Here is a 15,170-nt window from a genome sequence, read left to right as displayed (position 1 = left end):
TATGGCTCCTATGCCCTAGGTGACGAGGTCGTCCTCGGTCAGTTCGGTGGCCGCCAGCGCAGACGTCAAGTCGTGGTGACGGAAGACCGAGGTGACGCGATCGCGGACCACCCGGAACGCCAGCGCGTTGGTGGCCGCGCCCGGATCGTCGGGCTCGCTGGTTTTCAGTTCGGCGACGACGATGCCGTCGTGCACATACATCTGCCCGAGCTCAGTGGTGGCGCGCCGCGAGTGGGCCCAACTGCGCAGCGCCTCGTGACCTTGCTGGGCACCGTGCGCGTCGGCCAGGTCGATGTCGTCGCTGGACAGGGTCGCCAGGGTCTCGACGTCGCCGGCGTTGAGCGCGTCGTGCCACGCCAGCACGGTGGCGATCTCCGAAGTGGTCATGTTTTGCAAGTTACCGTGTGCCCCATTTCCGGCACGCGGTTTCCCCGCCGTTGCTAGAGAGGCGTGCACTCCACCCAGTGTTGCCATACCGCCTCGTCGCCGAACGTCTCGACGCCGGTTTGGGTGAGCGAGGTTCGCCGCGTCATGGCGAGCAACAGCTCGGCGGCACCGCCCCGCACGGCCAACGTGCCCTTACCGTGCTCGTGCGCCCAGCTGATGCACCCCCCGGATACGCTGACCGTCCATTCGCCGGCTGCCCCGAGCCCGGGATCGGTCGCATGCAGATGCAGGGTGCGGCCCTCCTCGAGCGGCAGCGGAGCCCCATTGGCGCCCGCCTGCGCGCAGATGCGGTCGAGAAATTCCGAGATCCCGTCGGCCGCGATGTCGGGTTGCAGGGCGAAGTCGCGTCCCAGGGCGTAGGCCGCGTCCGCGCGGTGCACCGCCACTTCGTGCAGCCGGCGGCGGATCCACCAGTTCGCCGGGCGCTCCCCGAGAAATGTCCACACCGGTGTCTCGACGCCGGACAGTTCGACGGCGTCGACAAGACGCTGCGCCCCGCCGTGCAGCCAGGAGATCGCGTCGGCCGGGTCCGGGGGCGGTTTGCCCCCTTCGACGCTGCGCGGATCGAGAGGCTGGTCAAGACGATCCCGCACGATTTGTGCCGCCCAGCGATCGCCGCGGCCGACGTGTCGCAGCAGCTGGTTGAGGCTCCAGCCCGGGCACGTCGGCACCGGGACGGACTGGTCCGCACCGTCGAAAAGTGCCGCAAAGGCCCGGTTTTCGTCTAGAAAGGCCGCCGCGTAATCCACGGGGCCAGGCTACTCGCCCCGGCGACTAAGGCCGTCGGGCACCGAGCCGAAACACCCGCCAGCCCGCCTGACTCCAACGCGCCGCGTCCAGGCAGTTGCGGCCGTCGACGACGACGCGGGCCCGAACGGCGTCGGCGAGGTCGTCCGGGTCGAGGCTGGTGAACTCCGGCCACTCGGTCAGGACCAGGACCGCGTCGGCGCCCTCACACGCTTCGGTCACCGAGACCGCGTAGTTCAGGGTCGGGAATTGGCGACGCGCGTTTTCCAGGGCTTTCGGATCGTAGACGTTGACGGCGGCCCCGTTGAGCTGCAGTTGGCCCGCCACGTTGAGCGCCGGCGAGTCGCGCACATCGTCGGACTCGGGTTTGAAGGCCGCGCCGAGCACCGCGATGTTGGCGCCCAGTAGGGAGCCGCCGCACGCCGTGGTGGCCAGCTCCACCATCTTGGTCCGCCTGCGCATGTTGATGCTGTCCACCTCGCGCAGAAACGTCAACGCCTGGTTGGCTCCGAGTTCGCCCGCCCGGGCCATGAAGGCCCGGATGTCCTTGGGCAGGCAGCCGCCGCCGAATCCCAGTCCGGCGTTGAGGAATTTGCGCCCGATGCGGGAGTCGTAGCCCAGCGCATCGGCCAGCAACGTGACGTCGGCACCGGCGGCCTCGCATACCTCCGAGACCGCGTTGATGAATGAAATCTTGGTCGCCAGAAAGGCATTGGCTGAGACTTTGACCAATTCCGCTGTCTGCAAATCGGTTACCAGAAACGGCACGCCGGCGTCCAGGAGCTTGGCATAGAGCTCACGAATGACGGCTTCCGAGCGCACCGAATCCTGTTGGATGCCAAGGACAATGCGGTCGGGTTCCAGCGTGTCGGCAACCGCATGCCCTTCGCGGAGGAACTCCGGGTTCCAGGCGACCTCGACGTCCACGCCCGCGGGTGCCAATGCGGCGGCCCGCTGACTCAGCTCCGCGGCGGTGCCCACCGGGACGGTCGATTTGCCGACGAGCACCGCCGGCCGCGTCAGCCGGGGCACCAGGTTGTCGATGACGGCGTGCACGTGGGATAGATCGGCGCCGTATTGACCCTTCTTCTGCGGGGTGCCGACGCCCAGGAAATGTACGTCGGCGAACCCGGCCGCCGCGTCGTAGTCGGTGGTGAACTGCAGCCGCCCGGCCGCTAGGTTCTCGGTCAGCAGCTCTCGCAGGCCGGGCTCGTAGAAGGGGATGTCCCCCGCCGCGAGCTTGGCGACTTTGCCGGGGTCGACGTCGACACCGATGACTTCGTGTCCGAGTTGCGCCATCCCGACTGCATGCGTGGCACCCAAGTATCCCGTGCCGAAGACGGTGCATCGCATACCACCGTGTGTAAGGGGCTGCGATGAGCTGACTGCATCGCTGCGCTAAGCGGGAGGCAAACGGGAGGTGACAGGTGGCTCTCGGGAACTAACGGTGCCCGAATCCACCGTGGCCGCCACCGAAACCACCGAAACCGCCGTGGCCGCCACCGCCGGGGAAGCCACCGTGACCGCCACCGCCGGGGAAGCCACCGTGACCGCCACCGCCGGGGAAGCCGCCATGGTCGCCACCGCCGGGGATGCCGTCGCCGCCGCGTCCCGGGTTCCCGGGGACGAGCCCACGACCGGGATTGCCGCCGCCCGGACCGGGCACGATCGGTCCGCCCGGGATGCCGATCACCGGCGGAATGGGTAGCGGGATCGGGACGGGGATCGGCGCGACGGGCGCGGGGGCTGGTGCCTCCGGCACCGGGACCGGCGCGGGCGCCTCGGGTATCGGGGCCGGCGCTTCCGGGGCGGGCGCCGGCGCCTCGGGCACCGGGGCCGCAACGGGCACCTGCGGTTCGGGTGCGGGTGCCTGCGGTTCGGGCGCGGGCGCCTGCGGTGCGGGGGCGGGTGCCGGAATGGGGGCCGCCTCCGGCGCGGGAGCCGCCGGGGCGGGAGCCGGAGCCGCGGGCGCCGGGGTGGCCGGGGCGACGATGTTTCGACTCGGAGCGGGTTTGACACCCGACGTCGGCCGGATCGCGACCGCCAGCGACACCACCAGGGCCGCCACACCGACGATGAAGATCGCCGCGACGATGCTGCCGACCAGTCCGAACGGCCTGCGGTCGCGGTACTCGCTCAGCGTGGTTTCTGCGTGCTCGCCCGGGTAGGCGTCGGGGTACTCGTCGGGAACGGCGCTATAAGCCAAAGCTCCCTCGCCGGAATCGGCGGTGTCGAAGTAGCCGGGGGCGACGGCGAACGGATCGATGGCACCGGTGCCGGGGTCTTGGGCGTAGGCCTGCGCCGCGGTGGACGACGAGAACAGCGGCGCGTGCGCCGACGCCAGCGCGGCCCCGCGCGCGAGCGCGGTGTCCGGCTCCTCGGGCATTGCAACCGGAAGCGTGGTCGCGGCCTCCAGGGCCGGCTTGATCAGCGGGATGTCGACGCCGGCACCGACGACGAACACCGCACCCGGACGCGATTCCAGCGCCTCGGCCTCCGAGACCATGGTGGCCAGCTGCGCCACGGCCGCGTCGTCGTCCTCGGGCAGGGCCTGGCGATGCACGTCGGCGATCGACCCGTCGGCCGTGTCGACGAGCGCCAGCGTCGCGGTGTCGGGCTCGATGAACAGCAGCGCGGTCTGCGCGTAGTTGGTCTGGTTGCCTACCGCCTGGGCGAGGGCGGCCGCGGCCAGAAAGGCCGAGACCAGCATCACGTTCTCGACCTTGTGGGCGGCCAGGGCGTCGCGCAGCGCGGCCGCCTCGGTGGGATCGGTCCAGGTGACGCCGGTCGACGTCAGCTGGTAACCACCTTGGGCCGCGCCCTCTTGTGTCCCCAGGATCGCGGAGACCACTTGATCCGCGGCGGTGGTCGTCGCGGCATCGTCGTCCGACGCTACGTCGAAGTTGTCTTCGTCGACAGTGGCGCCGTCCCCATTTTCACCTTCGACCAGCACCATCCGGACTGCCGTCGGCGCCATCGACACACCTAATACGGTGTCCAATGCCCCTCCATTGTCGTTTGTTCGACAGTGACGTGGAGAGCGCCGTCATCGCAGGCTCCGGCTACCTCGAGACGTCGCGGGTCCCCACCCTGTATTCCCCCGGCCCCCGATTTTACGCGTGCCGCATCGGCCCCGCCGGGGCGAACCGTTCAGCGGTGCCCGAAGCCCCCGAAGCCGTGGCCGCCGAATCCGCCGAACCCATGACCGCCGAACCCATGGCCGCCGAAGCCGCCGAACGGGCCGTGACCTCCGAACGGACCGTGACCGCCCCCGAAGGGACCGTGCCCACCAAACGGGCCGCCGCCCCCGAACGGACCGTGACCACCGCCGAAGGGACCGTGCCCACCAAACGGGCCGCCGCCCCCGAACGGTCCCTGCCCACCGAACGGGCCGCCGCCCCCGAACGGTCCCTGCCCACCGAACGGACCACGCCCGTGGAACGGGCCACGCCCGCCGCCGAGCGGACCGCGGGGGCCGGGCACCTGACCGAACGGGCCCCGCGGCGCCGGCGGACGCAGCGCCGGGATGTGGGGAACAATCACCGGCGGCGCGATCACCGGGGGCACGATCACCGGCGCGGGTGGAGCCGCGGGAGGCAGGGCCGGCAGGGGATGAGGGGCGGCTACGGGCGCCGGCGCGGCGATCCTTGGCGCAGGGACTGAGGCCGGGGGCGACCGGTGCGGGGAATGCGTTGGAACGATTACGTTTTCGTTGGGGCTGGGCCGCAGGGCGACGGTGGGTCGGATGCTGATAGCCAGCGCGATCTCCAGCGCCACAACCGCGGTAATGAAGATCACCGCCAGCGTGCTACTCACCAGCAGGATGGATCTGCGGCGCTGCACCGACTCATCGACGACGACGGTCTGTGCGTCGTCGTCCTCGTCGGGCACCGCGCTGTAGGCGACGTTGGGCCGTTCCGGACGATGCGCAGCGGCGGGGTCGGCAGCCACCCGATGGTCGGGCAGGTACCCGGGGAGCAGCCCCGGCGACGGGCCGGCGAGTGCCAGCGGATCCACCTCGCCGGTGCCTGGGTCCAGCGCGTATGCCAGCGCCGCGGTGGAAGAGGCGAACAGCGGCGCGTTCGCCGATGCCAGCGCCGCCCCGCGGGCCAGCGCCATCTCCGGTTCGTCGGGCACCGCGAGCTCGAGGGGCGTCGCAGCCTCCAACACCGGTTTGATCAGCGGGATGTCGACGCCTGAGCCGACGACCACCACCGCCTCCGGTTGGGTTGTCAGCCTCGCAGCGCGTGACACCAATTCCGCGAGCTGGGCCACCGCCCGCGTTTCGTCGTCCGCCAAGGTCTGGCGGTGGACGTCAGAAATCGCCCCGTCGGCCGAATTGACCACCGCAAGCGTGGCGGTATACGGCTCAACGAAGAGCAGCGCCGTCCGGGTGTAGTGCGTGGCGTCGCCAACCGCCTGTGCCAGCGCGGCCGCGGCCATGAAGGCCGAGACCAACATGACGTTCTCGATCTTGTGAGCGATCAACGCGTCACGCAGCAATGCGGCTTCGACCCGATCGGTCCAGGTGACCCCGGTGGACAGCAGCTGCAAGCCACCTTCGGTGGCCCCTTGTTGGGTGCCCAGGATGGCTGCGATCACTTGATTGGGCACGCTCGCCGGGGCCGCGTCGCCAGCTACGTCGAAGGCGTCCTGGTCGACGGTGACTCCGTCGGCGCTCTCCCCTTCGACGAGGACCATGCGGACTTTCGTTGGTGCCATTGACACACCCAGCACGATGCCCACCACGGCGTCGAAGCTCCCCCTGAGTTCGTTCGCTACCCGGCAGTCGTGTGCCGGGCCGCGTGTTCGTAACCATTCGCCGGGTCCCCACTTGCCACGACCAGTGCGGGCTCGAAACGACCCGATGATCCGACCCTACTCGCGGATCGTTAGGCGCGGTAAGTACCTGTCGCCCGAAAACTGCTAGTGGTGGCCGCCGCCGCCGCTGTGGCCGCCGCCCCCGCTGCTGTGGCCACCGCCACCGCCGAAACCACCGCCACCGCCGAAACCACCGCTGCTATGGCCACCGCCACCGCCGAAACCACCGCTGCTATGGCCGCCGCTACCACCGAAACCACCTCCGCCGCCGATGCCGCCGCCAATGCCCCCACCACTGTGGCCGCCTCCGACCGGCCCGCTGGGGGCGTGTCCGCCGCCGATGGGACCGCTAGGCGCATGCCCGCCACCGATGGGACCGCTGGGGGCATGCCCACCGACGATCGGGCCACTCGGCGGTTTACTCCCGCCTCCCGAACCACCACCGATCGAACCACTCGGCGGATGACTCCCACCCCCCGAACCACCACCGATCGAACCACTCGGCGGATGACTCCCACCCCCGGAACCCGAACCAGGAGGCGGAACATGCCCACCGCCCGGACCAACCGGACCCGAACCAGGCAACTGACCCGAACCACCACCATTAGCCCCGCCCGAACCCGAACCAGGAGGTGGGACATGTCCACCACCGGGGTTGCCGGGCGCCGTCTGCGGAGGGGTCGGATGCGGCGGCAGCTGCGAAATCCCGCCGGGACCTTGTGCGGGTGGGTCTGGGACGTGCACCGGCGGTTGCGGCACCACGGGTTGTGGCGGCGCCACCGGCGGGACCCGGATCACCGGTGGGCTCATCAACCAGTTCGGCGACGGCACCCGAATCGGGGGCACCGGCACGGGCACGACGACGGGCATTGGCACCGGCGGAGCCGCGATCGGGGGCGGGGCTGCCGGCAGCGGCTCAGGAGCCGGCAGCGGCGGAGGAGCCGCGGGAGGCGGGGCCGCCGGCCGTGGTGCGGCCACCTGCGGGGTGAGCGGCTTGGGTGCTGCGGCGGGTGTTTCCACCCTGATCTTCGGTTGTGCCTGTGCCGCAGCGGCCGGGGGCGCGGGCGCGGATTGGGTCGGCACGATCAGGTTCTGGTTGGGGCTGGGCTGCACGGCCACGTCCGTCGTCCGGATGCCGATCGCCAGGGCAATTTCGAGCGCGACGACCGCGGTGATGGCAACCACGGCCATCCCGCTGCCGACCAGCAGCATCGGCCGGCGGCGAGGCTGTTCGTCATCGAGGTCGCCAAGGAATGGAGGCTCGATGACGACCGTCGGCGCGTCGGCGTCCTCGTCCGGCACCAGGCTGTAGGCGAGGTCGTCGCCGCCTTCGCCGCCGGGAAGGCCGCCGGCAAGGTACGAGACACCGAAGTATTCGGGCAGGGCGTAGGGGTCAATCGTTCCGGTGCCCGGGTCCTGCGCGTAGGCCAGCGCCGCGGTCGATGAGGCGAACAATGGCGCGTTGGCCGACGCCAGCGCCGCGCCCCGGGCCAGTGCGGTCTCGGGTTCCTCCGGCGCGTTGACGGTCAGCGCGGTCGCCGATTCCAGCGCCGGCTTGATCGGGCCGACGTCGACACCCGAGCCGATCAGGAAGACACCGCCTGGGGCAAGGTCCAGTCCGTCGAGCCAGGACAGCATCCCGGCGAGTTGCGCGGTGGCCTCGCCATACGACTCGGCGACGACCTGTTCCTTGTAGACGTCGGTGATGGATCCGTCGGCGGTCTCGACGACGGCCAATGTGGCGGTGTCGGGTTCGACAAAAAGGACGGCGGTGCTCTCGTAACCCATTGCGCCGCCGACGGATTGACCCAATGCCGTGGCAGCCAGGAACGCCGAGACCAGCATGACGTTTTCCAGCTTGTAGGTGGCCAGCGCGTCGCGCAGCACCGCGGCATGCAGCTGGTCGGCCCACGTCACGCCGATGGAAGACAGCTCCAGCCCGGCGTCGGTGGCGCCCTCGCGGGTGCCCAAAATTGCCGAGATCACCCGATCGGGGACGACGGTGGGCTGCGTGTCGTCGGGCGCGGGGAGTGAGAATTCATCCTCTTCGACCACGGCGCCGTCGGCGTTTTCGCCTTCGACGACGATCATCTGGACCGAAGCCGGTGCGATTGACACCCCGAGCACGATATCCAAGACGAACCACTCCAAAAGCATTGCGCGACAAGCTAAGCCCGGGCGGAGAAGGAACCACGGACCACTCCATACTCGCGCAGGAGAGCTGTGCGGATACCCAGTCGAAGCTATGTGGTTCTTATGAAGTTCTCGTAGGAGCGAGAAGGTGTGGGCCCCCGCTGACCCTGATACTTCGAGCCGACCCGCGAACTGCCGTACGGGTGCTCGGCGGGGCTGGTCAACCGCAGAATGCACAGCTGCCCGATCTTCATGCCGGGCCACAGGGTGATCGGCAGGTTGGCGACGTTGGACAGTTCCAGCGTGATGTGTCCGGTGAACCCCGGGTCGATGAACCCCGCGGTCGAGTGTGTCAGCAGGCCCAGTCGGCCCAGTGACGACTTGCCTTCCAGACGCCCGGCGAGGTCCTCGGGCAAGGTGAACAATTCGAGGGTCGACCCGAGCACGAACTCCCCCGGATGCAAGACGAACGGTTCCCCGGCAGCCGGTTCGACCAGCGTCGTCAGCTCGTCCTGTTGCTTGGCCGGGTCGATGTGGGTGTAGCGGGTGTTGTTGAACACCCGGAACATGCTGTCGAGGCGAACGTCGATGCTGGACGGCTGCACCAGAGCGTCGTCGAACGGGTCGATACCCAGTCGACCGGCGGTGATTTCGGCCCTGAGGTCACGATCGGAGAGCAGCACTGGACGAGCCTAACCGTTGCGGTGTGCTGGTTGTCCTGCGTTCAATCGGCGAGGTACATTTCGCCACCCTTGGGGTAGCCGCCGCCGGTGGTCGTGACGTGAACGTGGTCGAAATGGCCCAGCCGGCTCGGTTGGGCGCCGCCGGGCGTGTAATAGACGCCGCGCCAGATCGCGTCCTGGATGCCGAACCGGTGGGCGTTGCCGAGCACGTACGCCACGACCTGGTTGCCCAGCGCGATGCCTTGCGGGCTGCCGGGATTGGGGATCATCACGTCCAGCGCCAGGCCGAGGGGATGCCAGGGCAGCGAGTCCGGCCGCACGCCGCCGATTTCGTGAATCTGGGGGAACTGCGCGCTGATCGCCCGGGACACCAGGACCGTTCGGACCTGCAGGCCCTGCTCGGCGGCGAGTCCGACGGGCAGGAACCGGGATCGGACGTGGTAGCGCGACGCCGCGGGCTGCCGCTGGACGGCGCCCAGACCCGCCGCGCCGTGCGGAAAATTGGCTTCGGACGCGACGATTTCCAAACGGCTCGGCGCGACGTCGTCAATAACGGGTTTGGCTTCTGCATGCGCCGTTAATGGCCCGACATCACCGCCCATCGCGAAAGAGATAGCAGTGACAGCCGGCAGCGCTGCCAGGGCTACGGGCGACTTGCGCCGCTTCCTGGCTAATCTGTGCCGACCCACCCCGAGCACATTACGACAAGATCACGAAAGAATAAATGTGAGCATTTTAAATTTGACGGAATAACTACATTCCGACGCCCGGGCCGCACGCTCTGAGCTGGCCGCACCCCGTGGTGCTAGCCTTTGTTCGGCGACCGCGCCCATGCAGTGCCGATGTAGTTCAATGGCAGAACATCAGCTTCCCAAGCTGAATACGCGGGTTCGATTCCCGTCATCGGCTCCATACGCCCAGCGGAGTCTGCGCTATCGCATCCGCCGAAGTAGATCAGTCAGCTGAAACATTGCCGACAAGAGCATGCCCTCGACCTGTAACTGCTGACCCGGCGGGAGATTTCGAGTCTCGGCCTCCACCGCGGGGGCCTCTTGTTGTAGGGTCTTGAGCCGCTGATTCCGCTCGTCCGGACTGAGGGTCTCCCAGTTGTCGTGCAGGTCGGAGATATGGCGCTGAAAGTCCTGAACCGCCACCATGGGGTCGGGTTGACGACCGGACCGGGTGGCTGCAGCGGGTAGCCGTAGGACGGCAGCGGCCCGCCGATCACGTCTGCGTGGGCGGCGCTCGAGGTCAGCGTTGTGCTGGCCACAAGAGCGGCAACCGCCATGGCGGCGATCCTCATGGAGACTCCCTTGGGTGGTCCGAACTTCCTCGTCCCGCCGAGTCCACACGCCGCGTATTGCTACCGATCCCAAGCTCGACGCGGCGAGGCGCCCGCCGACTCGCTGACCGCGGACTCCCATAGCTTTTGCCTAGCGTCTGCAACGTCCGGGCACAGTTTCCGGGGCCACGATCGGTTCGCAGGGGGCCTCGTACCCGGGAGGCGTAGGTAATGGACATCGTGCTCGGCGTTTCCGTGGCGCCAACCTCGGTTCACATGGTCATGTTGCAAGGCGAGACCGCCGACGGGCCCACTATCGACGAGAACGAGTTTCCGATCACTTCGGTCGACAGCTCCCGCACTATCAGTGCCTCCGATCGGGTGATCGCCGCCATTGAGTGCACCCGAGAGGATGCCGCCGGCGCAGGCCTCGCCTTGGACTCCATCGGAGTGGCGTGCACCGATCGACTGGAGGCAGCGGCGCTGCGCGACGCGCTCGCCGCGCACAAGATTGAGAACGTCATGCTGGTTTCGGCTTTTGTGGCCGCAGCTGCGTTGACCCAATCTGTAGGTGCCGCAATGGGTTACGAGCGAACCGCGGTGCTGTTCGTGGAACCCGGTACCGCGACGCTGGCTGTGGTCGATACCGTCGACGGATCCGTCGACGACGTCCACACCGCGCCATTGGATGCCGACTGGGCGCCGACGGTCACGGCGGAACTGGTGGCGTTGATGGCCGGTCTTGACGACGTCCCGACGCCGCCGGGCGCCCTGTTCGTGGTCGGATCCGGTGTGGACGTCACCGGGATCGGGCGGCGGATCGGCGAGGTCACATCGCTCGTGGTGAACATGCCGGAGGAGCCGGAGACTGCACTGGCCCGCGGCGCGGCCCTGGCGTCGGCGCACGCGCTGGCGTCACCTACTACGGCGACGGCCTACGCCCAAGATCCCGGCACAGGCGCGGTCGACGTGTCCTCGCTGCCCGAATATTTGCACATCACCGACACCGAGCTAAGCGACGACGGCCTGGCCTACAGCGCCGTCGCCGACGAGGAAGCCGACGCCGCCACCACCGTCATCGCCGCTTCCGACGGCGCCGAGCCCCGCCGTCGGCCCGCCCTGCTGGTCGGAACCGGGGTGGCGATAGCCGGTTTCAGCGCGGCGCTGGCACTAGAGATCGCCCTGTCCATCGGCATGCAGACGACAGTCGATTCGTTGCCCGCGCCGATCAGGGGCATCATCGCCCCGGGCCAGCAGGCGCTGTTGCCCGCACCCGATGTGGCCCTGAAGATGGTGGCTCCAGCGCCGTTGAAACCAGCGCCGTTGAAGCCAGTACCGGTCGCGCCGGCACCTGCGGCACCGGCCGTCGCGGTCCCGGCAGCCCCGCCCGTCACGGTCCCCGCGGCTCCGGTGCCCGCCGCGCCCGCTCCGCAGATCGAAATTGGTCCCGTGCCGCCGATTCACATGCCCGCGCCGCCGGCGAGCCCACCCATGGTCGACACTCCGTCGTCACCGCCGATCTTCGTCCCCCCACCGAAGTCGCCGCACCGGCCCCCGACGGCGCAAAACCCACCGCCGAGTTCCGGCGGTGGTGGGTCGCAGGGCAGCGGTCAGCATCCCACGGGCGGCGGACCCACGAATGGCACGGGTCCGGGCCAGAGTGCGCCGGGCGTCGGATCAGCCCCCGATGGTCAAACCCCAACTGGCAGTGGTCCTTCCGGCGGTGGTGCAAACCCGAGCGATGGCGGTCCCACGGGTGTCGCGTCCCCCGGCGGGGGCGCGCCGTCGATCGGCGGACCAGCCTCGGGCGGCCAGACCCCCAGCGAAGGCGGGCCCGCCAGTCCGGGCGGAATACCCTCAACCGGCGCCGAAACTCCAAGCGGCAGTGGGCCTTCCGTCAACGGTTCATCCGGCAGCGATCCGGGCAGCGGTTCCCTCAGCGGGAGTAGCTCGAGCGGCGGCAGCGAGAGCGGGAGTAGCTCGAGCGGTGGCAGCGAGAGCAGCAGTTCGAGCAGCAGCAGTAGCAGCGGCGCCGGCAGCGAAAGCAGCAGCGGCAGCTCGAGCAGCAGGTAACCACCAGCGCGCATCCGCGGCCGAATTCCGACCCGCCTACCAGTGCGGCGTCGTGACGGTCCCGCCCCCTCGGGCTTGACGCCGCAGCGTCGCGGGCGCACTGTGATAGCCATCACATGACCGCTAGTCACCTCAGGCCGAAAGGCGGCAACTCATGACCACGCGCGAGAAGTACACCGAGGTCCCGACGCCGTACTCGTGGCAGGTCTCCAGCGCCGGCGACGCCCGATTTACCTGGGAGTACGACGACGGGCGCGCCCGGCTGCTGTCCCTGTACCAAAAGGGCAAGGACAAGCAGTGGGACGCCCAGTCGCGTATCGACTGGGCCCAGGACGTCGACCCGCAAAACCCGGTGGGGCTGCCCGACGAGTTTCATCCGCTGTTCGGCAGCCCGGTGTGGGAGGCCGCAGACGAATCGCGGCGGGCCGAGATGCGCCAGCACGCACAGGCCTGGAATTTCTCGCAGTTCCTGCACGGCGAGCAGGGAGCGATGGTGTGCGCGGCCAAGATCGTCGAGGTCGTGCCGGACCTGGATGCCAAGTTTTACGCCGCCACCCAGACTATGGACGAGGCCCGGCACGTCGAGGCGTTCTCCCGCTTCCTGCAGGAGAAGGTCGGTCTGGTCTACCCGATCAACAAGCACCTGACGGCGCTGCTGGAAGACACCCTACGCGACTCGCGTTGGGACATGCCCTATCTCGGCATGCAGGTGCTCATCGAGGGGCTCGCGCTGGCTGCCTTCGGGGTACAGCGGGACTTGGCAGCACCGGATTCGCTGGCCAAGCAGGTGCTGGCCTACGTCATGCAGGACGAGGCGCGCCATGTGGCCTTCGGCCGAATCTCGTTGAAGGACTACTACGGCGAGTTGAGTGAAGCCGAACGGGGCGAGCGCGAGGAATTCGTGGTGGACGCCTGCTATCTGATGCGCGACCGGTTCCGCGGCGAAGAAGTGTTCGAGACGCTCGGGCTTCCCGTCAAGGAGTGCGCGGAGTGGGTGGACCACTCGCCGGTGATGATCCAGTTCCGGTCCCACCTTTTCAGCCGCATCGTGCCGATCGTCAAGGACATCGGATTGTGGGGTGAGAGGGTACAGAAGGCGTTCCGCGACATGGGCGTTCACGACATGGCCGGCTTCGACATCGAGGCGCTGATGAAGGCGGACGAGGATCAGGCCGAGGCGTTGGACAAGGCGCACCCCGAGATGGCCGACCGGGTCCGCGAAGTGGACCAGGTGATCGCGGTCGGCGGGAGCTAACCCGCGGCCTGCACCGGCCCACACGTGTTGGGTCAAAACCCCTGCGCAGTCCGCGATTCAGCGTACGCGTCGCCCTCGTCGCGCCGCGGGCCGAACTCCGTCCGATGGCGCCGAAAGATAATCTTGGCAATCGCTTTCACGTCGCGGACCTCGCCGCCGGCTTCCGCATTACCCGCTGGTAGTTTTTACCGCTATGGGTGCTTTGGATGGACGCGTTGCCTTTATCACCGGCGGTGCTCGCGGGCAGGGCCGCTCGCACGCATTGGCCCTGGCCGCCGAGGGAGCCGACATTGTCGTGGCCGATGCTCCCGCCGCGATGGCGGAGCTGACGTATCCGCTCGGCACCGAGGATGACTTGCGCGAGACGACCAAGCTGGTTGAAGAGCTGGGCCGGCGGTGCCTACCGCTCACGCTGGACGTACGCGACGCGGCCGCGGTCAACGCCGCGATCAGGCAGACCGTTGCCGACCTGGGCAGCCTCGACATCGTGGTGGCCAACGCCGGAATCGTCAGCACCGGGCTCTTGGAGGAGGTCAGCGACGTGGTGTGGCGACAGCTGGTCGACACCAACCTGACCGGTGCGTTCCACACCCTGCGGGCGGCCCTCCCGGTGATGCGCCGACAGCGATTCGGGCGGATCGTGGTGACCTCGTCGATGGGTGGGCGGATGGGCATCCCCGAGTTGGCCGCCTACAACGCCACCAAGTGGGGCGTCATCGGTCTGGCCAAGTCCGCCGCCCTGGAGGTCGCCAAAGAGGGCATCACGATCAACGTCGTTTGCCCGACCACAACCCAGACGCCGATGGTGCAACCGAGCGGGGACGACGACATCCCCGACGACCTGGTGCGCCGGATGACGAAAGCCAACCCGATCCCGCAACCCTGGCTGCAACCCGAGGACGTCAGCCGCGGCGTCGTCTATCTGGTCACCGACCCCGGGGTCATCACCGGAAGCGTGCTGGAGATCGGCCTCGGCGGCAGCGCCCGCATCCATTGATCGGGGAGGCTCGCATCCCCAAGCATCCCGAACGGGCCGTCAGGCGAGGATGTGTACACCCCACCGGTCCAGCAGCGGCTGCACCATGACGAAGTAGGTGGTGTTGGGGTCACCCGCCAACGACGTGGACATGACCAGGCCGGCCGCGGTGACGCTGCCGTCGGCGTTCTTGACGTAGCCCGGTCCGCCGCTGTCACCCGGCTGGGCGAACACGTGGACCTCCACGACTTCCCCGTCGATGCTTTGGACGGCGCCACACGTTTCGCCGGTGATCGCACCCAGTTTGCAGAACGGCGTCCCCGGCTTGATCTGGCTCGCGCTGGCCACGCCCTGCACGCGCTGGCCGGCCACATCGCCGACGGGCGGGCCGGCGCCGGGATCGAGACGGATGATTGCGGCGTCGTGCCGGTCGCCCTCTTCTTCGCTCGAGGTGACGGTGCCGAGCGGGACGTTATCGGCGTAGGTGAACGGCGCACCGTGGTCGCAATGCCCGCTGGTGAACAGATAGTAACCACCGTCGCCGCCCTGAGCGGCAAAACCGGTCGTGCACTTGGTGATTCCGTCGCTGACCTGGATCCCGGGCGCCGGAGGCTCGACCGCCTGCGCTGTGCCCGCCAAAGCCGTCGCGCCCAGCACGGCGACGCCGGCCACCGCCAGCGCCGACCGTCCCCGTCCGGGCATGGTGTTCTCCTTTGCTCCGCGTCGCGCCATCACGTTGACATATCGGCCGGC

13 protein-coding genes and 1 tRNA gene are annotated in these 15,170 nt (G+C 68.7%); 4 read left to right on the top strand and 10 right to left on the bottom strand.

The genetic code is table 11. From position 1 onward, the window contains the following. Positions 1–15 precede the first annotated feature (15 nt). From AWC25_RS18075 to AWC25_RS18040, 8 genes are all read right to left on the bottom strand, one after another. Entirely contained in the window at positions 16–387 is a 372-nt protein-coding gene (locus AWC25_RS18075; protein WP_069401400.1) for a nuclear transport factor 2 family protein, read from the bottom strand. Between the two features lie 53 nt (positions 388–440). Then, complete coding sequence (locus AWC25_RS18070; RefSeq protein WP_069401401.1) at positions 441–1,196, bottom strand: maleylpyruvate isomerase family mycothiol-dependent enzyme; 756 nt, start codon at positions 1,194–1,196, stop codon at positions 441–443. A 25-nt stretch (positions 1,197–1,221) separates the two neighbouring features. Continuing rightward, complete coding sequence (locus AWC25_RS18065; protein ID WP_085167206.1) at positions 1,222–2,547, bottom strand: UDP-glucose dehydrogenase family protein; 1,326 nt, start codon at positions 2,545–2,547, stop codon at positions 1,222–1,224. Positions 2,548–2,635: 88 nt separating this feature from the next. Beyond that, positions 2,636–4,195, bottom strand: a complete 1,560-nt coding sequence (locus AWC25_RS18060) for a DUF7159 family protein (protein ID WP_425320233.1) — start codon at positions 4,193–4,195, stop codon at positions 2,636–2,638. Between the two features lie 149 nt (positions 4,196–4,344). Continuing rightward, on the bottom strand, positions 4,345–5,943 hold the full coding sequence (locus tag AWC25_RS18055) for a DUF7159 family protein (protein WP_069401404.1): 1,599 nt from the start codon (positions 5,941–5,943) through the stop codon (positions 4,345–4,347). Between the two features lie 177 nt (positions 5,944–6,120). Continuing rightward, positions 6,121–8,172, bottom strand: a complete 2,052-nt coding sequence (locus tag AWC25_RS18050; protein WP_244899541.1) for a DUF7159 family protein — start codon at positions 8,170–8,172, stop codon at positions 6,121–6,123. A gap of 86 nt (positions 8,173–8,258) precedes the next feature. Continuing rightward, complete coding sequence (gene dcd / locus AWC25_RS18045; protein ID WP_069401405.1) at positions 8,259–8,831, bottom strand: dCTP deaminase; 573 nt, start codon at positions 8,829–8,831, stop codon at positions 8,259–8,261. 41 nt (positions 8,832–8,872) lie between these two features. After that, entirely contained in the window at positions 8,873–9,520 is a 648-nt protein-coding gene (locus AWC25_RS18040; protein WP_069401446.1) for a VldE C-terminal domain-containing protein, read from the bottom strand. A 149-nt stretch (positions 9,521–9,669) separates the two neighbouring features. Between AWC25_RS18040 and AWC25_RS18035 the strand changes: the two genes are divergently transcribed. After that, positions 9,670–9,743 (top strand) — tRNA-Gly (locus tag AWC25_RS18035). 20 nt (positions 9,744–9,763) lie between these two features. Here the strand turns inward: AWC25_RS18035 and AWC25_RS18030 are convergent. Next, complete coding sequence (locus AWC25_RS18030) at positions 9,764–9,988, bottom strand: hypothetical protein (RefSeq protein WP_069401406.1); 225 nt, start codon at positions 9,986–9,988, stop codon at positions 9,764–9,766. A 356-nt stretch (positions 9,989–10,344) separates the two neighbouring features. On the opposite strand from AWC25_RS18030, the gene AWC25_RS26650 reads away from it, so the two are divergent. The 3 genes from AWC25_RS26650 to AWC25_RS18005 all read left to right on the top strand — a co-directional run bounded on the left by AWC25_RS26650 (position 10,345) and on the right by AWC25_RS18005 (position 14,438). Next, complete coding sequence (locus AWC25_RS26650; protein ID WP_425320232.1) at positions 10,345–12,186, top strand: DUF7159 family protein; 1,842 nt, start codon at positions 10,345–10,347, stop codon at positions 12,184–12,186. Between the two features lie 154 nt (positions 12,187–12,340). Continuing rightward, complete coding sequence (locus AWC25_RS18010) at positions 12,341–13,441, top strand: ferritin-like domain-containing protein (RefSeq protein WP_085167202.1); 1,101 nt, start codon at positions 12,341–12,343, stop codon at positions 13,439–13,441. A 193-nt stretch (positions 13,442–13,634) separates the two neighbouring features. Next, the gene (locus AWC25_RS18005) at positions 13,635–14,438 is read left to right on the top strand and encodes a mycofactocin-coupled SDR family oxidoreductase (protein WP_085167201.1); all 804 of its coding nucleotides are present in this window, start codon (positions 13,635–13,637) and stop codon (positions 14,436–14,438) included. Between the two features lie 39 nt (positions 14,439–14,477). On the opposite strand, the gene AWC25_RS18000 is transcribed toward AWC25_RS18005, so the two are convergent. Further along, positions 14,478–15,119: a S1 family peptidase gene (locus AWC25_RS18000; RefSeq protein ID WP_069401447.1), complete on the bottom strand. Its 642-nt coding sequence runs from the start codon at positions 15,117–15,119 to the stop codon at positions 14,478–14,480. Positions 15,120–15,170 lie beyond the last annotated feature (51 nt).

It is taken from the genome of Mycobacterium sherrisii (assembly GCF_002102355.1).
In the GTDB taxonomy this organism is placed as follows: Bacteria; Actinomycetota; Actinomycetes; order Mycobacteriales; family Mycobacteriaceae; genus Mycobacterium; species Mycobacterium sherrisii.
Note: the sequence above shows the minus strand (reverse complement) of the source record. Positions and strands in the feature narration are given on the sequence as shown.

Bases quoted from the DNA above. Each gene is read 5' to 3' on its own strand.
- AWC25_RS18005 (WP_085167201.1), top strand. From the start codon at position 13,635: ATGGGTGCTTTGGATGGACGCGTTGCCTTTATCACCGGCGGTGCTCGC.
- AWC25_RS18030 (WP_069401406.1), bottom strand. From the start codon at position 9,988: ATGGTGGCGGTTCAGGACTTTCAGCGCCATATCTCCGACCTGCACGAC.
- AWC25_RS18010 (WP_085167202.1), top strand. From the start codon at position 12,341: ATGACCACGCGCGAGAAGTACACCGAGGTCCCGACGCCGTACTCGTGG.
- AWC25_RS18075 (WP_069401400.1), bottom strand. From the start codon at position 387: ATGACCACTTCGGAGATCGCCACCGTGCTGGCGTGGCACGACGCGCTC.
- AWC25_RS18065 (WP_085167206.1), bottom strand. From the start codon at position 2,547: ATGCGATGCACCGTCTTCGGCACGGGATACTTGGGTGCCACGCATGCA.
- AWC25_RS26650 (WP_425320232.1), top strand. From the start codon at position 10,345: ATGGACATCGTGCTCGGCGTTTCCGTGGCGCCAACCTCGGTTCACATG.
- AWC25_RS18050 (WP_244899541.1), bottom strand. From the start codon at position 8,172: ATGCTTTTGGAGTGGTTCGTCTTGGATATCGTGCTCGGGGTGTCAATC.
- AWC25_RS18000 (WP_069401447.1), bottom strand. From the start codon at position 15,119: ATGCCCGGACGGGGACGGTCGGCGCTGGCGGTGGCCGGCGTCGCCGTG.